Origin of the sequence: Pseudaquabacterium terrae, assembly GCF_013266755.1 — a bacterium.
GTDB classification, from domain to species: domain Bacteria; phylum Pseudomonadota; class Gammaproteobacteria; order Burkholderiales; family Burkholderiaceae_C; genus Pseudaquabacterium; species Pseudaquabacterium terrae.
On sequence record NZ_JABRWJ010000002.1, the window covers coordinates 202,221 to 221,232 of the forward strand.

At 71.0% G+C, this 19,012-nt stretch carries 17 protein-coding genes; 11 read left to right on the plus strand and 6 right to left on the minus strand.

The genetic code is table 11. The features are described from left to right. Nucleotides 1–96 precede the first annotated feature (96 nt). The 5 genes from HLB44_RS06000 to HLB44_RS06020 are packed head-to-tail and all read right to left on the minus strand — an operon-like array spanning nucleotide 97 to nucleotide 4,030. Nucleotides 97–810: a GNAT family N-acetyltransferase gene (locus HLB44_RS06000; protein WP_173121656.1), complete on the minus strand. Its 714-nt coding sequence runs from the start codon at nucleotides 808–810 to the stop codon at nucleotides 97–99. After that, nucleotides 792–2,018, minus strand: a complete 1,227-nt coding sequence (locus tag HLB44_RS06005) for a glycosyltransferase (protein WP_173121657.1) — start codon at nucleotides 2,016–2,018, stop codon at nucleotides 792–794. The genes HLB44_RS06000 and HLB44_RS06005 overlap by 19 nt, the downstream gene beginning before the upstream one ends. Next, nucleotides 2,015–2,917, minus strand: a complete 903-nt coding sequence (locus HLB44_RS06010) for a hydrolase 1, exosortase A system-associated (RefSeq protein WP_173121658.1) — start codon at nucleotides 2,915–2,917, stop codon at nucleotides 2,015–2,017. The genes HLB44_RS06005 and HLB44_RS06010 overlap by 4 nt, the downstream gene beginning before the upstream one ends. A 1-nt stretch (nucleotide 2,918) precedes the next feature. Then, nucleotides 2,919–3,770: a hydrolase 2, exosortase A system-associated gene (locus HLB44_RS06015; protein WP_343051237.1), complete on the minus strand. Its 852-nt coding sequence runs from the start codon at nucleotides 3,768–3,770 to the stop codon at nucleotides 2,919–2,921. Between the two features lie 8 nt (nucleotides 3,771–3,778). Next, on the minus strand, nucleotides 3,779–4,030 hold the full coding sequence (locus tag HLB44_RS06020; RefSeq protein WP_173121659.1) for an acyl carrier protein: 252 nt from the start codon (nucleotides 4,028–4,030) through the stop codon (nucleotides 3,779–3,781). A 199-nt stretch (nucleotides 4,031–4,229) separates the two neighbouring features. Between HLB44_RS06020 and HLB44_RS06025 the strand changes: the two genes are divergently transcribed. The 11 genes from HLB44_RS06025 (at nucleotide 4,230) to htpG (ending at nucleotide 17,793) form a co-directional block, all read left to right on the plus strand. Continuing rightward, nucleotides 4,230–5,825 carry an acyl-CoA ligase (AMP-forming), exosortase A system-associated gene (locus HLB44_RS06025; RefSeq protein ID WP_173121660.1) on the plus strand — a complete coding sequence of 532 codons (1,596 nt, stop codon included), beginning with the start codon at nucleotides 4,230–4,232 and terminating at the stop codon, nucleotides 5,823–5,825. A gap of 22 nt (nucleotides 5,826–5,847) precedes the next feature. Next, complete coding sequence (locus HLB44_RS06030) at nucleotides 5,848–7,083, plus strand: pyridoxal-dependent decarboxylase, exosortase A system-associated (protein WP_173121661.1); 1,236 nt, start codon at nucleotides 5,848–5,850, stop codon at nucleotides 7,081–7,083. A gap of 119 nt (nucleotides 7,084–7,202) precedes the next feature. After that, complete coding sequence (locus HLB44_RS06035; RefSeq protein ID WP_173121662.1) at nucleotides 7,203–8,006, plus strand: hypothetical protein; 804 nt, start codon at nucleotides 7,203–7,205, stop codon at nucleotides 8,004–8,006. A gap of 159 nt (nucleotides 8,007–8,165) precedes the next feature. Continuing rightward, entirely contained in the window at nucleotides 8,166–9,710 is a 1,545-nt protein-coding gene (locus HLB44_RS06040; RefSeq protein WP_173121663.1) for a polysaccharide lyase, read from the plus strand. A 132-nt stretch (nucleotides 9,711–9,842) separates the two neighbouring features. Next, the gene (locus HLB44_RS06045) at nucleotides 9,843–10,568 is read left to right on the plus strand and encodes a hypothetical protein (RefSeq protein ID WP_173121664.1); all 726 of its coding nucleotides are present in this window, start codon (nucleotides 9,843–9,845) and stop codon (nucleotides 10,566–10,568) included. A 92-nt stretch (nucleotides 10,569–10,660) separates the two neighbouring features. Then, nucleotides 10,661–10,918 (plus strand): HPr-rel-A system PqqD family peptide chaperone, encoded by a 258-nt coding sequence (locus tag HLB44_RS06050; protein ID WP_173121665.1) that lies wholly within the window; start codon nucleotides 10,661–10,663, stop codon nucleotides 10,916–10,918. Continuing rightward, nucleotides 10,912–11,817 (plus strand): HprK-related kinase A, encoded by a 906-nt coding sequence (locus HLB44_RS06055; RefSeq protein WP_217283554.1) that lies wholly within the window; start codon nucleotides 10,912–10,914, stop codon nucleotides 11,815–11,817. Before HLB44_RS06050 ends, HLB44_RS06055 begins: the two co-directional genes overlap by 7 nt. Further along, nucleotides 11,814–12,962, plus strand: coding sequence for a nucleotidyltransferase domain-containing protein (locus HLB44_RS06060; RefSeq protein ID WP_173121666.1), 1,149 nt, complete (start codon nucleotides 11,814–11,816; stop codon nucleotides 12,960–12,962). The genes HLB44_RS06055 and HLB44_RS06060 overlap by 4 nt, the downstream gene beginning before the upstream one ends. Nucleotides 12,963–13,007: 45 nt before the next feature. Continuing rightward, nucleotides 13,008–13,484, plus strand: coding sequence for a (2Fe-2S)-binding protein (locus tag HLB44_RS06065; RefSeq protein WP_173121667.1), 477 nt, complete (start codon nucleotides 13,008–13,010; stop codon nucleotides 13,482–13,484). After that, nucleotides 13,481–15,835: a xanthine dehydrogenase family protein molybdopterin-binding subunit gene (locus tag HLB44_RS06070; protein WP_173121668.1), complete on the plus strand. Its 2,355-nt coding sequence runs from the start codon at nucleotides 13,481–13,483 to the stop codon at nucleotides 15,833–15,835. Before HLB44_RS06065 ends, HLB44_RS06070 begins: the two co-directional genes overlap by 4 nt. A gap of 56 nt (nucleotides 15,836–15,891) precedes the next feature. Then, nucleotides 15,892–17,793, plus strand: coding sequence for a molecular chaperone HtpG (gene htpG, locus HLB44_RS06075; protein WP_173121669.1), 1,902 nt, complete (start codon nucleotides 15,892–15,894; stop codon nucleotides 17,791–17,793). Here the strand turns inward: htpG and HLB44_RS06080 are convergent. Further along, nucleotides 17,757–18,977 carry an acyltransferase family protein gene (locus HLB44_RS06080; RefSeq protein WP_173121670.1) on the minus strand — a complete coding sequence of 407 codons (1,221 nt, stop codon included), beginning with the start codon at nucleotides 18,975–18,977 and terminating at the stop codon, nucleotides 17,757–17,759. The two genes, htpG and HLB44_RS06080, sit on opposite strands and share 37 nt — an antisense overlap. Between the last annotated feature and the right edge of the window lie 35 nt (nucleotides 18,978–19,012).

Below are 19,012 nucleotides of genomic sequence, written 5' to 3' on the forward strand. Positions count from 1 at the left end.
GGAGGAGGACGACGGGCAGCACGCCCGCCTTCGAGGGCGGGCGCGCTGGCCCGGCCGGAGCATAGGAGGGGCCGCGAAGCGTCACAAGGAATTGGATCACGGCGGTCCGAGGCGCAATTGGGGGCGTTGCCCGTCGCGCCACGACAGGTGCAGGAACGGCCTCTGGCCCAGGAAGGCCAGCTGCAGCCGGCCGATCACCACGAAGGTGGCGTGCGCGCAGGTGGTGGTGCCCAGCCGCGCATGCGCGGCCAGCGAATCCGGGTTGAAGGTCGAGATGCGGCTGAGGCTCCAGGCGATGCCCTGCGCGGCCAGGTGCGCATCGACCGCCTGCCACATGCGGGCCATCGTGCGGCCGAGCCGAAAGCGTGGTGCGACGTAGACGTCGTAGTCCCAGACGCAGGTGTCGGGTGCCGCGAGCACGAAGCTGCAGCGCACCTCGTCCTCCTCGTAGCGGTCGTGCTGCCACCAGATGTAGCCGGCGAATTCGCCCTTGACCACCGCGCTGAGGCACTGGCCGCCGCTGGCGTAGCGCTGGCTGATCACGTGCTCAGGGCGCGGAAAGTGCTGCTGCAGCGGGCTGCCGGACGGCGTCAGCGCGAGCTCGGTCGCCGGATCGGGCCGCAGCCGCGCCGAGGTCTGCGCGCCGATCGGCTGCGCGACGATGCGGTAGCGCAGCAGACGCACGCGGCCGGCACTGAGGCTGTTGAGCGCATGGTCGATGAGGTACAGCAACGCGTTGCCGGTGCCGAGCCGGCTGCACAGCTCGCGCAGCCGGGTGATCCACCCCTGGCTCACAATGCGTCCAGCCACGCAGCCAGCTGCCGCGCGCGACCTTCACGCGACGCGGCAGCGACTGCCGCAGCCGTCGGCAGCAGCGCGGGGCCGCCGCCGTCGAGGCAGCGTTCGATCAGCGCGGCGATCTCCGGCGCCGAGTCCAGTCGCGCCATCGGCGCGATGCCGGCGTCGCGCATCACGCCGGCGGTGTCGCCGGCGGGGTCGCTCAGGCACAGGATCGGGCGGCCGGCGCGCAGGTATTCGTAGAGCTTGGCGGGCACCTGCTCGTTGCAGCTCGATGCCTGCAGCACCAGCAAGCCGTCGACACGCATCATCTCGGCCAGCGCATCGGCATAACCGACGGCCGGGCACAGCTCGACGTAGGCTTCGACGCCGTGGCGCTGCGTCAGCTCACGCAACAGGTCGTCGTGCACCGCGGCGCGAAAGCGCACCGTCAGCGAGCCGGGCCGGATGCGGCCGGCGTCGTGCAGCAGCCGCAGCGCGGCGATCAGCTGCGACGGATCGCGGTCGCCGGGGTAGACGATGCCGCTGTGCAGCAGCACGCGCGGGCCGCCGTCGGTCGGCGCCGGGGCCACCTGCCGCGCCGCGGCGGCGAAGGCTTCCTCGTCGTAGCCGTTCTCCAGCAGCCGGATGCGCTCGGCGGCGTCCGGGTAGAGCGCGCGGTGGCTTTGCGCCGCGCTGGGCGTCGTGTACAGGCACAGGCGCGCCTGCCGCAGCGCGGTCGCCTCGATGCGCTTGAACGCGGCCCAGGTCTTCGGATCGCTCGGGTAACCCGGCTGCGCCATCGGATCGCGGAAGTCGGCGATCCACGGCAGGCCGCTGCGCCGCTGCAATGTGGCGCCGATCACGTGCGCGGTGGCGATCGGGTAGGTGCTCCAGATCGCGTCGGGCCGGTGCTCGCGGATCAGTTGCATGCCGGCGCGCACGGCGGCATAGCGCCAGCTGATCCAGCGGTCCGGGCGCGCCATGGCCTCGAGGTAGCGGCCGCCGATCGACAGGTGGCGCGCGGTGTCGAGTGCCCAGGCGCGGCGCACGACGGTGCCTTCGGGCACCTCGCGCATCAGGTCGTCGGCGGTGCGTTCGTAGGCCTCTGGCCGCGTCGACAGCACCAGCGGCTGCCAGCCGTGGCGCGGCAGGTGCTGCACGAAGCGCAGCGTGCGCTGGATCCCGCTCGATCCGGCCAGCGGCGGGAAGTGGTAGGCGATCATCAGCAGCTTCTTCATGCCGTCGTCGCCTCTCGCGCGATGCCGCTGCGGGCGTTGTCCAGCGCATGCAGCCAGTCGCTGGTCAGGCGTTCGACCGCGCGCTTGGCGGCGGGGTCGGAGAAGGTGTGGTCGGCGCCGGCCAGCGTGTGGCGTTCGAGGCCGGGCCGGTCGAAGGCGCCGGACCACGCCGGGTCGGAGCGGATCGCCTCGACGAATTCCTTGGCCGTGTAGTCCTCGCCGCTCAGCAGCAGCAGGATCGGCCGCAAGGGGTCGCGCCAGGCGGCGGCCATCTGTTGCTGGAACGGCAGCTGCGCCGCGGCGGCGTTCGAGCCGCCACCGGCGCGCGAGCCGTCACCGCCGCGCGCGGCGCGCAGGTTGGCGAGGAGCCCGCTCAGTGCGCCCCAGGCCACGCCGCCCGACAGCAGCTTGCGCCAGAAGCCCGGCTGCGTCAGCCGCTGCAGGTAATAGTGCTTGACCTGCGTGCGCGCCAGCGTCTGCGCCGAGCGCACCCAGGGGTTCAGCAGGCACAGGCCGGCGACGCGCGCATCGCGCCGCTCGTGGCAGTACATCAGCGCCGCGGACGCGCCATCGCACAAGCCCCACAGCACGACGCCCTTCAATCCCGGCAGGGTCGCGAAGAGGAAATCGATCGCCGCGCCGATGTCGTCGCCAAGGGCTTCGAAGGGGCGCATCGCGCCGCCGCTGTCGCCCATGCCGCGCACATCGAAGCGCAGCACCGCGTGGCCCGCCGCGGCGACGCTGCGCGCCAGCTGCACGAACTGGCGATGGCTGCCGATGCGGTATTGCGGGCCGCCGACGATCACCAGCAGCGCGGTCTCGGCGGCGGCCGGCGGATGGCTGAGCACGCCGACCAGCGGCGTGCCGGCACAGTGAAAGACATGCGCGGTGTCGGCCATCTCAGGCTTCCACCGGCGCGCGCTCGAGCAGCGCGACCGTCGCGTCGATCAAGGCCGGCGCTTCCTCGATCTCGAGCGTCTGCCAGAACGCCGGACCGGCGACGATCTCGCTCGCCACCTGGTGGCCGGCCGTGCGGCACTCGGCCAGCCAGCGCTCAGCGGCCGGCGCCAGGCTGGGTTCGGCGCGGCTCGAGACATCGAGCCAGGCGATGCGGCCCGGCCGCGCCGGCACCGTCAGCTTGGCGTTGTCGAGTCCGCGCGCGAGCGCCGCGGGCAGCCGGTAACCGGCGACGTCGACCATGCCGCCATCGTCGAGCGTGCGTTTCATGTCGGCAAGTCCGCCGGCGGCGGCCGCGCCACCGCCATCGAGCAGCGCGCCGGCGAGCTTGATGCGCAGGAACTGCTGCAGATGGGGCCGGCCGCTGGTCACCGGCGCCCAGCACAAGAGGTTTGGCGCCGGGCCGTCGATGCGGCCGGCGAGTTCGGCGGCCAGCAGGCAGCCGGCGCGCGCACCCCACAGCCACAAGGGTGCAGCCGGGTAGCGCTGCTGCAGCCAACGGGCAGCGAACAGCGCGTCGTCGAGCCAGCCCGCCCAGCTGGCGTCCTCGAACTCAGCCCCGCTGTCGCCGCAGCCGCGCAGGTCGAGCTGCAGCACCGCGTAGCCCGCTGCGGCGAGCGCGCGCGCCTGCAGCGCAGCCATGCGCCGCACCTTGTTCATCTCTTCGGCGAACGGATGCAGGTACAGCACCGCGCCGCGCGGGGCGGCCGGTGCGTCCGGTGTGTCCGGTGCAGGGGGGTGATGCAGCGCGAACAGCGGCTGGATCGACGCGCCGGCGAGAAACAGCGCCTCCACGGCGCCGCTCAGGCCGCGAGCTTGCCGCGCACGAAGTCCGTCAGCGAACCGAGCGTCGCGAACACGCTGCCGTCGATGTCGTCGTCGTTGACGACCATGTCGAAGCGCTCTTCCAGCGCGGTGATCAGCGACACCACGGCCATCGAATCGAGCTCCGGAATCGCACCCAGCAGCGGCGTGGCGGCCGTGAAGCTGGCGGCGCGGCCGTCCAGGCTCAACACCTCGTCGAGCACGCCGACGAGTTCCTTCTCGATATCCATAAGTGGTCCCTGCAACTCCGATTGGGGCGGGATTCTAGGTGGCGAGGTTGACAGAACGTCCCGCGACGGCGGCCCGATCGCGTGCGCAAGTTCTCGACCGGCGCGGCCTTGTCGTTTCACGCGAGGCGGCCGCGGCCTGCCGCGCGGGGGCCCTATGACATACTTTTCGGTCGCCTTCCCGACGCACTCCCCGAGGTCCATGGCCCACCCCGATTCTTCGCTGCTGCACGAACTGGCGCTGCGCGCCGCCGACCGCGATGCCGCCGCGCCGGCGCTGAGCTACGGCGCCGAGACGCTCGACTACGGCACGCTGGCCACGCGCATCGAGGCCTTCGCCTCGGGCCTGCTGCAGCTCGGGCTGGAGCGCGGCGAGCGCGTCGCGATCTACCTCGAGAAGCGTTTCGAGACGGTGATCGCGAGCTTCGGCGCGCCGGCCGCCGGCTGCGTCTTCGTGCCGGTCAACCCGCTGCTGAAACCCGAGCAGGTGGCCTTCATCCTGCGCGACTGCGACGTGCGGCTGCTGCTGACCTCGCCCGACCGGCTGATGCTGCTGAACGAGCACCTCGCGCACTGCCCGGCGCTGCAGCACGTGGTGGCGACCGAAGCACCGGCGGGTGCTTCGCCCCGGCCGGTGACGCTGTGGAGCGAGCTGCTCGCCGCGCCGCGCCAGCCCGGCCATCGCATCATCGACAGCGACATCACGTCGATCCTCTACACCTCGGGCTCGACCGGCAAGCCCAAGGGCGTCGTGCTGTCGCACCGCAACATGGTGATCGGCGCGAAGAGCGTCGCGACCTACCTCGACAACCGCGCCAGCGATACGCTGCTGGCCGCGCTGCCGCTGTCCTTCGACGCCGGTTTCAGCCAGCTGACGACCGGCTTCCACGCCGGCGCTCGGGTCGTGCTGCTGAACTACCTGATGCCGCGCGACGTGCTGAAGGCGATGGAGCGCGAACGCGTGACCGGCCTGACGGCGGTGCCGCCGCTTTACATCCAGCTGACGCAGCTGGAGTGGCCGGCGGCGATCGACCAGCACCTGCGTTATTTCGCCAACACCGGCGGCCGCATGCCGCGCGAGACGCTGGACAAGCTGCGCCAGCGCGCGCCGTCCGCGAAGCCGTTCCTGATGTACGGCCTGACCGAGGCCTTCCGCTCGACCTACCTGCCGCCCGAGGAGGTCGACCGCCGGCCCGATTCGATCGGCAAGGCGATCCCGAATGCCGAGATCCTGGTGCTGCGCGACGACGGCAGCCCGTGCGCGCCGAACGAGCCGGGCGAGCTGGTGCACCGCGGCGCGCTGGTCGGCCAGGGCTACTGGAACGACGCCGAGAAGACGGCCGAGCGCTACAAGCTGCTGCCGCACGGCGCGCCCGGGCGCCTGTCGGGCCTGCAGCTGCCCGAGTACGCGGTGTTCTCGGGCGACACGGTGCGCCAGGACGCCGAGGGCTTCCTGTACTTCATCGGCCGCCGCGACGAGATGATCAAGACCTCGGGCTACCGCGTCAGCCCGACCGAGGTCGAGGAGATCCTCTACGCCAGCCAGCGCGTCGGCGAGTGCGCGGCCTTTGGTGTCGACCATCCGGTCATCGGCCAGGCGATCCAGGTCATCGCCACGCCGCCGGCCGGCGGCGCGCAGCTCGACATCGACGGCCTGCTCGCCGATTGCCGCGCCCGCATGCCGGCCTACATGGTGCCGGCCGGCATCGAGGCCGTCGCCGGCCCGCTGCCGCGCAATCCGAACGGCAAGATCGATCGCAAGCTGCTGGCCACCGACTGGCTCGCGCGCAACGCCTGACACGAACCCCGAGGGAGCCACGATGAACACGCCGCCGGTGCACGCACCGATGGACCAGTTTTCGCGCCGCGACGACGGCCAGCTGATGGTCGGCGGCGTGCCGCTGTCGCAGCTGGCCGAGCGGATCGGCCAGACGCCGTTCTATGCCGTCGATCGCGGCCTGCTGCGCCAGCGCGTCACGCAGCTGCGCGCCGCGCTGCCGAAGTCGATCGAGCTGCACTACGCGATGAAGGCCAATCCGATGCCGGCGCTGGTCGCGCTGATGGCCACGCTGGTCGACGGCATCGACGTCGCCTCCGCCGGCGAGCTGAAGATCGCGCTCGACGCCGGCGCCGATCCGGCCGAGATCAGCTTCGCCGGTCCCGGCAAGCGCGAGATCGAGCTGCGCCAGGCGCTGGCCGCCGGCGTGCTGGTGAACGTCGAGTCGCCGCGCGAGGTCGAGCTGTTGGCCAGGCTGTCGCAGGAGCTCGGGCTGCCGGCGCGCATCGCGTTGCGCGTCAATCCGGATTTCGAGCTCAAGGGTTCGGGCATGAAGATGGGCGGCGGGCCGAAGCAGTTCGGCATCGATGCCGAGGTGCTGCCCGAGCTGCTGGCGCGCATCGATGCGCTGGGCCTGGGCTTCGAAGGTTTCCACCTCTTCGCCGGCTCGCAGAACCTGCGCGCCGAGGCGATCTGCGAGGCGCAGCGCAAGAGCTACGAGCTGGCGCTGCGGCTGGCACAGGGCTCGCGCCAGCCGGTGCGTTTCCTGAACCTCGGCGGCGGCTTCGGCATTCCGTATTTCCCCGGCGAGCAGCGGCTGGACATCGCGCCGATCGCCGAGAACCTCGCGGCGCTGGCCGAGCGCGCGCAACGCGAGCTGCCGCAGGCGGCGCTGGTGATCGAGCTCGGCCGCTACCTGGTCGGTGAGGCCGGCCTCTACGTCACGCGCGTCGTCGACCGCAAGGTCTCGCGCGGGCAGGTATTCCTGGTCACCGATGGCGGCCTGAACCACCACCTGGCGGCCTCGGGCAACTTCGGCCAGGTGATCCGCAAGAACTATCCGGTGACGATCGGCAACCGCCGCCCGGACGCGGCGAGTGAATCGACGATGGTCGTCGGCCCGCTGTGCACGCCGATGGACCTGCTGGCCGAGCGCATGGTGCTGCCCTGCGCCGAGCCCGGTGACCTGGTCGTGATCTTCCAGTCCGGCGCCTATGGTGCCAGTGCGAGCCCTCAGGGTTTCCTCGGCCACCCGGGCTGCGTCGAAGTGCTGGTCTGATCCCCCTCAGGTGGGTGTCCGGCGGTCCGCGCCAGGCGACGCCGAAGCCCGCGCTGGGCAGAATACACGGCGTTACCGCTCGGCGCCCCGGGCGGGCCTTCGTGCGGTTCCACCCACCCATGCGCCTCCGTCATTCCGCGCTGCTCGCCTTCGCCTCGCTGTCGTGCTGCGCGGCGCTGGCGACGCCGGTGACGCGTGACGACGTCGCCGACGGCAGCAGTGCCGCCAGCGGCCTGTCGAGCTGGTGGTTGCAGGCCAGCGGCCGACTCGACGCCTCCTTCGCCCCCGAAGGCTTGATCGACGCCGCGTTGACGCCGGGCGCTGCGGGCCTGGTGCTCGACTTGTTGCGCAGCGCGCGGGTGCACGACCCGACCCGGCCGGTGACCTTCGACGGCCTGCTGCGCGTGGCCGAACCGGCCGCTTCATCGGTCGCTCGGTCAGCGTTGACCGAGCCCGCCGGCGGCGGCTTGTTCGAGGGCGGCCTGATCGGGATGGTGGCCGAGCGCCAGCTCGCGTTCGTCTCCGAGGCGCGCGAGTGGTACCAGACGATGGGCGAGCGCGGCGCCGGCGAGGCGCAGGCGGAGCCGGAAGACGGTCCCGGCGCGTCGGAACGTGCCCGCGCCGACCGGCCAGCGCGCGAGCGGCTGATCCCGGCGTGGGTCATCGATTTCCTGCGCGACTACCGGCTGGTCATCTTCGGTGTCTGCCTCGGCGGCCTGGTGCTGATGATGACCTTCGAGATCGCGCGCCGGCGTGCGTCGCACGGCAGCCCTGCCGAGCGCCACAAGCGCACCTCCGGCGAGCGGCGCGCCAAGCCGGAGCGGCGCGCCAAGCCCGCCGATGGCGGCGCGCCCGAGCGCCGCAACACCGAGCCGCGGCGCGCGATGCCGGAACGCCGCGGGCCTCAGCCGGCCGTGCGCTGAAGGCGCGGCGTCCGCGCCGCGAGCGCTCGGCCGGGCGGGCCGCACAATCGTGCGTATGGTCAGCCCCCAGCTCACTTCGTTCACGGCCCCTGGGATCCGAAGGATCCCTTGCGGGCTCCCTGGGCGCTCAGCTCCGTTTGGGCGGCCGGGCGGACACTGATGAGTGCGTCCGCCTCCGTTTCGATTCCGCGCCTGTGGCGCCTGCTTCGCCTGGTGATCATCGGCGCTGCGCTCGCCGCGGTGGCGCCGGTGCGCGCCCAGCCGACGAGCTTTCACCTGAGCGACGACGGCGCCGGACCGAGCTGCGTCTTCTTCACGACCATGGGCCAGCTGAAGTGGCAGCGGCGCGGCGGCGACTGGGCCGATGCGCAGGGCGTGCCGAACGGCCCGTTGCCCTATGCCAGCCAGCTCGTGCGCCCGGGCCAGGGCCGGCCCTTCGTCGAGTGGGACGTCACGACGCTGGTGCGCGAGTGGCTCGATGGCCGCCATGCGAACAACGGCGTCTTCATGCGCCTGCGCGAAACGCTCGGCAGCGGCACGGTGATCTTCCACAGCCGCGAGTCGCCCGACGTCGCGGCGCGGCCGAGCCTGAAGCTGAAGTGGGCCGACGGCAGCACCGACCGGCTGGCGCCGAGCGCCGACACCTACCTCGATTGCTCGACCGTCTACAGCCTCGGCCAGCGCCCCGACCTGCGCGTCGGCGCACAGTATTCGGCGATCCTGCGCTTCGACTTGCCGAAGGCGACCCAGGCGCTGAAGAGCGCCACGCTGTACATGAGCTCCGACCGCCAGCAGGGCGGGGGGCCGACGACCTTGCAGGTCTATCGCGCCGCGCCGCCGTTCGCGGTCGCCAACGGCGGGCCGCGCCAGGGCCTCGCGGCGCGCTTCCAGTCCGACGCCGGTATCGCCCGCGACCCCGACGTGCTGTTCGCCGAGGATTTCGACAGCCTGCTGTGGCCCCTGCGCTGGCGCGACGTGCCGCTGCGCGGCAGCGCTCAGCGCATCGACGAGGATCCCGAGCTCGGCTTCGTGCCGCTGCACGGCCCCGCGCTGCGCGTGCGCATCGCCAAGGGCAAGAACCTCGGCATGGACCTGCGCTACTACTTCAGCCGCTTCCTCGCCGATGAGCCGGAGGAGGTGTTCCTGCGCTACTACATCCGCTTCGCCGACGACTGGGACCCGTGGCTGCAGGGCGGCAAGCTGCCCGGCATCGCCGGCACCTACGGCCGCGGCGGCTGGGGCATGCGCCCCACCGACGGCTACAACGGCTGGTCGGCGCGCACCGGATTCGCGCGCCGGCCGCGCGAGGCGCAGGCGGTGGCCGGGCTGACGGCGCTCGCCAGCTACGTCTACCACGCCGGCCTGTCCGGCATTGCCGGCGGCGACTGGTGGGACTGGAACCTCGCGCCGTCGAGCCTGCTCGCCAACAACCGCTGGTACTGCATCGAGCAGCACCTGAAGCTGAACCAGCCGGGCCAGGCCGACGGCGTCTACGAGGCGTGGGTCGATGGGGCGCTGGCGGTGCGCAAGACCGACGTCACCTTCCGCAAGAGCGCTGAGCTGAAGATCGAGACCCTCTGGTTCAACGTCTACCACGGCGGCCAGCAGCCGGCGCCGAAGGACCTGACGCTGTACCTGGACCAGGTGGTCGTCGCCAAACGCTACATCGGGCCGATCGTCGGCGCGCCGGGCTCCAGCCCTTGACGCGCGGGCAAGCCAACTCCTGCACGCTTCGCGCCGAGCGCCCCTCACATCGGGGGGCCGAGACGCCATGTCTTGTCCAGGGGCGACCCCTAGAATCCTGCGAGAGAACAATCGGCAATGAAAGGTCACACCATGCGTGGCGACAGTGAGCGCGACGAGTCCGCGCAACAGCAGCCGGCACAGCCCCCGCTGCAGAATCCGTCGCGTCGCCGCTGGGCGCGTGCCGGCATGGCCGCGCCGGTGGTGCTGGGTTCGCTGGCCAGCCAGCCGGTGCTCGGCACGACGACCCGCTACTGGTGCACGATCTCCGGCAAGCTGTCGGGCAACGTGTCGAACCACGCCAACCTGCTGAATTGCAAGACCCTCGGCAAGTCGCCCGGTTACTGGAAGAACAAGCCCTGGCCGAGCGGCGGGCCCATGAAAGGTGCGCTGCCGAGCAATTCGTGCAGCTTCACCAGCGGGACGCAAGGCCAGGCGTTCAACGGCTACACCGCCGACGGCAAGACGCTGGCCAGCGCCTTCAAGATGAAGCCGACGACCGACATGTGCAAGATCGTCGACGCCACCGAAACGGGCTATGGCAGCCTGAGCCTGAAGGCGACGATGCTGCAGGTCATCAACACCGGCGGTGGCCTGAACGACACGGCGATCGCCGCGCTCGGCCGCGCGACGGTGGCTTCGCTGCTGAATGCGATCGAGTTCGGTGGCTCCGGCCCCGACGACTACCCGCTGACGCAGGGCAAGATCATCGACATGTTCAATGCTGTCTACCTGGGCGGCACGTACCAGGTCAATCCGAGCGTCGCCTGGAACCGCGATCAGGTGAAGACCTACTTCGAGAGCCTCTACGGCGCTTGACGCGGCCTGCCGGCCGCTGCCGACGACGGGCGCTGACGAGGCGCCCGTTTCGTTTTCCACCCGCCCGATCGGCATCACGCACACTCGCGGACATGCAGCAGCACTGGTGCCTGGATGCCACGGCCGAAGCGGCGTGGCGTCGCTGGGACGGCGAATGCGTCGTCCATCACGCGTTGTCGAACGACACGCACCGCTTGTCCGAGCTGGCCGGCGAGCTGCTGGAGCGCCTGCATCGCGAGGCCGTGCCGTGGACCAGCTGCGCGCTGGCCGATGCCTGCGACGCCGACGTCGAGGACATTGACGCGACGCTGCACGGGCTGGCGGAAATCGGCCTGGTTCTCCGATGCTGACGCTCGGAGCGCTCGGCCCCGACGAATGCCGGGCGCGCCTGGCGCGTGGCCTGACGCTGGACGTTGGCCCGTTCCGTTATCGCGTGCAAACCGGCCTGCCGAGCGTCGCGGAGAACCTGGCGACGCTGTATGGCGACTTTCCGATCGGTGACGACGCCGGCCTGCGCGACTTCCACGTGCGCGTCGACCCAGTGACCGGCGTGCGGCGCTACTGGCGAGCGCAGGTGAACTTCTGGTTCGACGGCTGGACGCCGTTCCGCCCCCTGCAGGCCGACCACGCCTTCGCGATGCTCGAATGGGGCATGAACTGGTGTGTCGCCGCGCATGCCCACCACTACCTGCTGCTGCACGCGGCCGTGCTCGAGCGCAACGGCCGCTGCGTGATCCTGCCGGGCGACCCCGGCGCCGGCAAGAGCACGCTGACCGCCGCGCTGATGCTGTCCGGCTGGCGCCTGCTGTCCGACGAGCTGACGGTGATCGATCGCGACGATGGCTCGCTGCTGCCGCTGGCGCGCCCGGTCAGCCTGAAGAACCAGTCGATCGACGTGATCCGCGCCTTCGACGAGCGCGCGGTCTTCGGCACGCTGGCCGCGGACACCCACAAGGGCTCGGTCTGCCACCTGCGGCCGACGCCGCTGAGCGTGGCCCGCGCGGGCGAGCGCGGGCAGGCCGCGCACATCGTGTTCCCGCGCTGGCGCGCCGGCGCGCCGACGCGGCTGTTGCCCCGCCCGAAGGCCGACGCCTTCATGCACGTCGCGACGCATGCCTTCAACTACAGCCTGCTCGGTCGCCTGGGTTTCGAGATGACCGCGGCGCTGATCGACCGCTGCGACTGCTGGGATTTCGGCTATTCGCAGCTGCCCGAGGCGCTGCGCCGCTTCGAGGAGCTGGTCGCATGAACGAGGCTTTTCACGCGCTGCTGCAGGCGCTGCGCGAGCCGCGGGCGATGGCGTCGCTCAGCGAGGCCGACTGGGATCGCGTGCTGCGCCAGGCCGATGCGGCCGGGCTGCTCGGCCGCATCGGTGCGGACGCGCAGGCCGCCGGCCTGCTGCCCGGGCTGCCGCCGATCGCGCGCCGCCGCATGCTGGCGCACCTGACGGTCGCCGCGCAGCAGCAGCGGGCGGTGCGCTGGGAGCTGACGCTGCTGTCGCGTACCTTGGCCGGTATCGACGGCCCGATCGTCGTGCTCAAGGGGGGGGCCTACGCGGCCGCCGGCCTGGCGCCTGCGCCGGGCCGGCTGTTCTCGGACATCGACCTGATGGTGCCGCGTACGCAGATCGATGCCGCCGAGGCGGCGCTGATGCTCGACGGCTGGATCACGTCGCACCATGACGCGTACGATCAACGTTATTACCGCGACTGGATGCACGAGCTGCCGCCGATGACGCAGGTGCGCCGGCGCACGGTGCTCGACCTGCACCACAGCATCCTGCCGCGCACCGCGCGCCTGCAGACGCCGCCGGAGCCGCTGTTCGCCGCGGCGCGGCCGCTGCCGGGTTTCCCGCGCTTTCACATGCTCGATGCGGCTGACCTGGTGCTGCACAGCGCGACCCACCTGTTCCACGAGGGTGAATGGCAGCACGGGCTGCGCGACCTGGTCGACCTCGACGCGCTGCTCAAGAGCGGCAGCGCCGCCGATGCCGGCTTCTGGCCGCACCTGGCCGAGCGCGCGCGCGTGCTCAACCTGTCGCGACCGCTGGGTTATGCGCTGCGCCTGTGCGCCGAGCTGCTCGGCACGCCGCAGCCGGTGTCGCTGGCGCTGGCCGACGCGGTGACGGGCTGGCGCGGTGCCGCGATGCATGCGCTGTTCCGGCGCGCGCTGTCGCGCGCGCATCCGCCGTCGCAGCAGCCCGCTGCCGCCTTCGCCGAGACGCTGCTGTACATCCGCAGCCACTGGCTGCGCATGCCGCCGCAGCTGCTGCTGCCGCACCTGCTGCGCAAGGCCTGGTTGCGGCGCTTCCCGGCGGCGCAGCCGGGTGCGCCCGGCGAGCCGGTGGACATCGCCGCGGCCGTGGCCGACGACGCCGAGCCCGCCGGCCGCTGACGGCAGCCGGCTACCATTGGCCGACGTCAACCGCCGGCGAGAGCGATGCCCACCCTGAGCCTGCACGTCAACGGCCACGCCCTGAGCGTCGAGGCCGCCCCCCAGACCCTGCTGATCGACCTGCTGCGCGGCCCGCTGGGCCTGACCGGCACGCACGCCGGCTGCGACACCGCGCAATGCGGCGCCTGTACCGTCGAGCTCGACGGCCAGGCCGTCAAGAGCTGCAACGTGCTGGCCGTGCAGTGCGCCGGCAAGTCGGTGACCACCGTCGAGGGCCTGGCCGACGGCGATCGCCTGCACCCGGTGCAGCAGGCCTTCATCGACTGCCACGGGCTGCAATGCGGCTTCTGCACGCCGGGCATGATGGTCAGCGCCGCCTGCCTGCTGAAAGAGAACCCGCACCCCAGCGACGCCGAGGTCCAGCACGCGCTCGAGGGCAACCTGTGCCGCTGCACCGGCTACGTCAACATCGTCGCCGCCGTGCAGCAGGCGGCGCGCACGCTCGCCGAGGGCCAGCGATGAACGCGCCGGTGGATGCCACCCGCTTCGGCAGCGGCCGGGCGATCAACCGCGTCGAGGATCCGGCGCTGGTCGCCGGCCGCGGCCGCTTCGCCGACGACCTCTCGTTCCCCGGCCAATTGCACCTCGCGTTCCTGCGCTCGACCTACGCGCATGCGCAGATCCGCTCGGTCGATGCCGACGCGGCGCGCGAGATGCCCGGCGTGCTCGCGGTCTACACCGGCGCTGAGCTCGCCGCGGCGGGCATCAAGCCGATGCCCGGCCCCGGATTCAAGCGCGCCGACGGCTCCGACGGCGCCTCGCCGCTGCGCCGCGCGCTGGCGCACGAGCGCGTGCGCTACGTCGGCGAGCCGGTGGCGGCGGTGGTCGCGCGCACGCTGGCCGAGGCGCGCGCCGCGGCCGATGCCGTGTGGGTCGACTATGACGAGCTGCCGGCGGTGACCAACGTTTTTGACGCGCTGGCGCCGGGCGCGCCGCAGCTGTGCGACGCGGCGCCCGACAACATCTCGGCCGAGATGCGTCACGGCGATGCCGCGGCGACCGCGGCGGCGTTTGCAGGGGCGGCGCACATCGTCTCGGTCGACGTGCACAACCAGCGCCTTGCGCCGACGCCGATCGAGCCGCGCTGCACGCTCGCGCGCATCAATCCGGACGATGGCGGCCGGCTCTACGTGCACCTGTCGAGCCAGATGCCGACCAGCGTGCGCGGCGGCCTGGTCGATGCGATTCCGGGCCTGAGCGTCGAGCAGGTGCGGGTGCAGGTCGGCGATGTCGGCGGCGGCTTCGGCATGAAGACCGGCGCCTATCCCGAGGACATCGTCGTCGCCTGGGCCGCGCTGCAGCTTCGAGCACCGGTCAAGTGGCGCGCCGAGCGCATCGAGGACTTCCTGTCCGCCGCGCATGGCCGCGACGTCACCAGCCGCGCCGAACTGGCGCTGGCGGCCGATGGCCGCGCGCTGGCGCTGCGCGTGCGCGGCGTCGCCAACGTCGGCGCCTATGCCACCGGTGCCGGCGTCGCGATCCAGGTGCTGATCGGCCCGTGGGTCTCGACCAGCATCTACGACATCCCGGCGGTCGACCTGCACTACCGCGCGGTGATGACCAACACAGCGACCACCGGCGCCTACCGCGGCGCCGGCCGGCCCGAGGCGATCTACCTGATCGAGCGGCTGATGGATGCGGCCGCGCGCAAGCTCAAGCTCGATCCGGCCGAGCTGCGCCGGCGCAACATGATCCGCCCCGAGCAGATGCCCTACCGCAGCGCGATGGGCCAGGCCTACGACAGTGGGCGCTTCGAGCAGATCCTCGACCAGGGATTGAAGCTCGCCGAGTGGGAGGGCTTCGCCGCCCGCCGTGCCGCATCGGAAGCGAGCGGCAAGCTGCGAGGCCGCGGCATCGCCACCTTCCTCGAATGGACCGGCGGCAACGTGCTCGACGAGCGAGTCACCGTCAATGTCAGCGGCGACGGCTATATCGAGATCGGCTCGGCGACGCAGGCGATGGGCCAGGGCATCGTCACGAGCTACGTGCAGCTGGCGGTCGACGTCTTCGGCGTGCCGGTCGAGCGCATCCGCGTGCTGCAGGGCGACACCGACCGGCTCAACGGCTTCGGCTCTGCCGGGTCGCGGTCGTTGTTCACCGGCGGCTCGGCGGTCGACGTCGCCGCGCGCAAAACCATCGACGACGCGAAGCCGCTGGCCGCGCAGGCGCTCGAAGCGCCGGCGGCGGACATCGAATACCGCGCCGGGCGTTTCGAGGTCGCCGGCACCGATCTCGGCATCGGCCTGTTCGAGCTCGCCGCGCGCCAGCCCGGTGCCAGCATCCGCGTCGATACCAGCGCCAAGGCCGGCGGGCCGACGTGGCCCAACGGCTGCCATGTCTGCGAGGTCGAGATCGATCGCGCGACCGGCGCGGTGCAGATCGTCGCCTACGCATCGGTCAACGACATCGGCCGCATCGTCAGCCCGACCATCGTGCGCGGGCAGATCGAGGGCGGCGCGGTGCAGGGCATCGGCCAGGCGCTGTGCGAGGCGGTCAGCTACGACGCCGAGAGCGGCCAGCTGAAGAGCGCCAGCCTGATGGACTACGCGCTGCCGCATGCCGACGGCTTCATCGGCTTCAAGACGGCATTCGATCAATCCATCCCGTGCACGACGAACCCGCTCGGCGTCAAGGGCGTCGGCGAGCTCGGCACCATCGGCGCGACGCCGGCGGTCGTGCTGGCGGTGATCGATGCGCTCGACCACGCCGGTCTGGGCGACCGCGCCGAGGGCCTGCAGATGCCGGTGACCTCGGAGCGGGTCTGGCGCGCATTGAACCTGGCCGACATCGAGCCCTCGCCGTATCGTTCTTGAAACTCCCTCGGCGAGCCCCACATGCCCGCCGCATCCCGACTCTTTCGGTTCCGAACATGAGCAAGCACACCCACGCCTTCCAAGCCGAGGTCAAGCAGATCCTGCACCTCGTCACCCATTCGCTGTACTCGAACAAGGAGATCTTCCTGCGCGAGCTGATCTCCAACGCTTCCGATGCCTGCGACAAGCTGCGCTTCGAGGCGCTCGACGATGCCGCGCTGTACGAGGACCAGCCGAACCTGGAGGTGCGCGTCTTCTTCGACGCCGAAGCGAAGACGCTGACGATCCGCGACAACGGCATCGGCATGAGCGCCGACGAAGCGGCGTCGCACCTCGGCACGATCGCCAAGAGCGGCACGCGCGAGTTCATGGCCAAGCTCAAGGATGACGAGAAGGCGGGCGAGCAGAAGAAGGACGCCAACCTGATCGGCCAGTTCGGCGTCGGCTTCTACTCGGGCTTCATCGTCGCCGACCGCATCACCGTCGAAACCCGCCGCGCCGGCTGGCCGCACGACAAGGGCGTGCGCTGGTCCAGCGAAGGCACCGGCGAATTCGAGATCGAGGACATTCAGCGCGCCAACCGCGGCACCGATGTGATCCTGCACCTGCGCGACGAGGAGGCCGAGGAGTTCCTGAAGACCTGGAAGCTCAAGTCGATCATCAGCAAGTACTCCGACCACATCTCGCTGCCGATCCTGATGAACAAGGAGGAGTGGGACGCCGACAAGCAGCAGCAGGTCACGAAGGACGAGTGGGAAACCGTCAACAAGGCCGCCGCGCTGTGGGCGCGCGCCAAGAGCGACATCACCGACGCCGAGTACCAGGCCTTCTACCAGCAGATCAGCTACGACACCGAGCCGCCGCTGGCCTACACGCACAACCGCGTCGAGGGCCGCAGCGAGTACACCCAGCTGCTGTACGTGCCGGCGAAGGCGCCGTTCGACCTGTGGAACCGCGACAAGCGCGGCGGCGTCAAGCTCTACGTCAAGCGCGTCTTCATCATGGACGACGCCGAGGCGCTGATGCCGGTGTACCTGCGCTTCGTCAAGGGCGTGATCGATTCGGCCGACCTGCCGCTGAACGTCAGCCGCGAGCTGCTGCAGGAAAGCCGCGACGTCAAGGCGATCCGCGAGGGCTCGACCAAGCGCGTGCTCGGCATGCTGGAGGCGCTGGCCGACAGTGAATCGGCCGAGGACAAGGCCAAGTACCAGCGGTTCTGGAATGAGTTCGGCGCGGTGCTGAAGGAAGGCATCGGCGAGGACTTCCAGAACCGCGAGCGGCTCGCCAAGCTGTACCGCTTCGCCTCCACGCATGCCGACGAAGGCGTCTCGTTCGCCGACTACGTCTCGCGCATGAAAGAGGGCCAGGAGGTGATCTACGTCATCACCGGTGACTCGCTCGCGGCCGCGAAGGCCAGCCCGCAGCTCGAGATCTTCAAGAAGAAGGGCATCGAAGTGCTGCTGCTGATCGATCGCGTCGACGAGTGGATGCTGAGCCACCTGTACGAGTTCGAGGGCAAGTCGCTGCAGAGCGTGGCCAAGGGCGCGGTCGATCTCGGCAAGCTGCAGGACGAGGAAGAGAAGAAGCAGGCCGAAGTGGCCGCCGAAGCCTTCAAGCCGACGCTCGACAAGCTGAAGGCTGCTCTGAAGGACCGCGCGAAGGACGTGCGCGTGACGACACGCCTGGTCGATTCGCCCGCCTGCGTCGTCGTCGACGAAGGCGACATGAGCGGTCACCTGGCGCGCATGCTGAAGCAGGCCGGGCAGAGTGCGCCGAAGAGCCAGCCGATCCTCGAGGTGAACCCCGAGCATGCGCTGGTCAAGCGCCTGGCCGGCGACGATGCGCGCTTCGACGACCTGGCGCACATCCTGTTCGACCAGGCACTGCTCGCCGAGGGCGGGCAGCTCGACGATGCAGCAGGTTACGTCGCGCGGGTGACGCGGCTGCTGGCGGCCTGACCGTCAAAGGCAGCGGCCTGCTGAAGGGTCGGCCACCCGAGGCCGAACCACACGCGCAGCGGGCCGATGCGCCGCACGATCAGGTAGCCGCCGACGCAGCCGGCGGCGGTCGCCGCGATCAGCAGCGGCGCCTCGACCGCCGGTGACAGCCCGAGCGGCCGCAGCCACCAGGCGGCGAGGATGATCAGCGTCTGGTGCAGCAGGTAGACCGGGAACACCGCCTCGACGACTGTCGCGCGCCAACGGTGATCGTGGTTCCAGTGGCGGTGCGCGAAGCCGATCGCGGCGACCAGCGCCAGCCACTGCAGCGTGCCGTAGCCGACCCGCTGCAGCGGGCGCAGCCATTCCGGCGGCGCGAGGTTGCCTGCATAGTGTGCGAAGTACGCGGCCAGCAGCCCCCACAGCGCCAGCGCCACGGCCAGCGCGATCCAGCGCCAGCGTTCGAAGGCGGCCCAGCGGCCCCAGCGCGCCAGCACCGCGCCGGCGAGGAAGACGCTGAAGTACAGCGCGTGGCTGTAGACGTCGTCGACCAGCGCATGCGTCGTCGGGAAGCGCGGCGCGAGCAGCACGCGCCACAGCGCCAGCAGCGCGGCCGGCCACAGCAGCATCCCCCAGCCACCCAACTGCCGGTCGATCCGTGCGGCGAGCCGCTCCAGCAGGCTCGGCCAGGCCTTCAGCAGCGCCCACAGCGCGACGCAGTAGACCCACAGGTAGGCGACGAACCACAGGTGGTTCCAGGTCGGCAGGATCAGGCAATCGACATTGCGGCAGAAGCCGCCGTAGCCGCTCAGGTACAGGCGCATGAAGTCGAGATAACTGCCACCGTAGTTCACCTTGTGCACCACCTCCAGGTACGCCTGGGGCGGCACGATCACCAGCATGCCCAGCGCCAGCGGCAGCAGCAGCCGCTTCGAGCGCTCGCGCACGAAGCCCGCGGGGCGACGCGCCAGCAGCATCGACATCGCGGCACCCGAGATCAGGAACAGCAGTGCCAGGCGCCACGGCGAGCTCAGTCGCATCAGCGGCTCGATGGTGTCGCCGGCGTGCGGGCTCTTGATGTGCCAGTCCCAGCTCACGTAGTACATGCCCACGTGGTACAGGATCAACAGGCCGAAGGCGGCGGCGCGCAGCCAGTCGAGGAAATACAGGCGCGGCGCGGCGGGTGGGGGGAGGTCGGTCGACATGCCGCACAGGCTAGGGCGCCGCGCCGCGGCCAGCC

Excerpts from the sequence above, each read along its gene's own strand:
- HLB44_RS06005 (WP_173121657.1), bottom strand. The coding sequence starts at position 2,018 with ATGAAGAAGCTGCTGATGATCGCCTACCACTTCCCGCCGCTGGCCGGA.
- HLB44_RS06010 (WP_173121658.1), bottom strand. The coding sequence starts at position 2,917 with ATGGCCGACACCGCGCATGTCTTTCACTGTGCCGGCACGCCGCTGGTC.
- HLB44_RS06020 (WP_173121659.1), bottom strand. The coding sequence starts at position 4,030 with ATGGATATCGAGAAGGAACTCGTCGGCGTGCTCGACGAGGTGTTGAGC.
- HLB44_RS06025 (WP_173121660.1), top strand. The coding sequence starts at position 4,230 with ATGGCCCACCCCGATTCTTCGCTGCTGCACGAACTGGCGCTGCGCGCC.
- HLB44_RS06030 (WP_173121661.1), top strand. The coding sequence starts at position 5,848 with ATGAACACGCCGCCGGTGCACGCACCGATGGACCAGTTTTCGCGCCGC.
- HLB44_RS06035 (WP_173121662.1), top strand. The coding sequence starts at position 7,203 with ATGCGCCTCCGTCATTCCGCGCTGCTCGCCTTCGCCTCGCTGTCGTGC.
- HLB44_RS06040 (WP_173121663.1), top strand. The coding sequence starts at position 8,166 with ATGAGTGCGTCCGCCTCCGTTTCGATTCCGCGCCTGTGGCGCCTGCTT.
- HLB44_RS06045 (WP_173121664.1), top strand. The coding sequence starts at position 9,843 with ATGCGTGGCGACAGTGAGCGCGACGAGTCCGCGCAACAGCAGCCGGCA.
- HLB44_RS06050 (WP_173121665.1), top strand. The coding sequence starts at position 10,661 with ATGCAGCAGCACTGGTGCCTGGATGCCACGGCCGAAGCGGCGTGGCGT.
- HLB44_RS06055 (WP_217283554.1), top strand. The coding sequence starts at position 10,912 with ATGCTGACGCTCGGAGCGCTCGGCCCCGACGAATGCCGGGCGCGCCTG.
- HLB44_RS06060 (WP_173121666.1), top strand. The coding sequence starts at position 11,814 with ATGAACGAGGCTTTTCACGCGCTGCTGCAGGCGCTGCGCGAGCCGCGG.
- HLB44_RS06065 (WP_173121667.1), top strand. The coding sequence starts at position 13,008 with ATGCCCACCCTGAGCCTGCACGTCAACGGCCACGCCCTGAGCGTCGAG.
- HLB44_RS06070 (WP_173121668.1), top strand. The coding sequence starts at position 13,481 with ATGAACGCGCCGGTGGATGCCACCCGCTTCGGCAGCGGCCGGGCGATC.
- htpG (WP_173121669.1), top strand. The coding sequence starts at position 15,892 with ATGAGCAAGCACACCCACGCCTTCCAAGCCGAGGTCAAGCAGATCCTG.
- HLB44_RS06080 (WP_173121670.1), bottom strand. The coding sequence starts at position 18,977 with ATGTCGACCGACCTCCCCCCACCCGCCGCGCCGCGCCTGTATTTCCTC.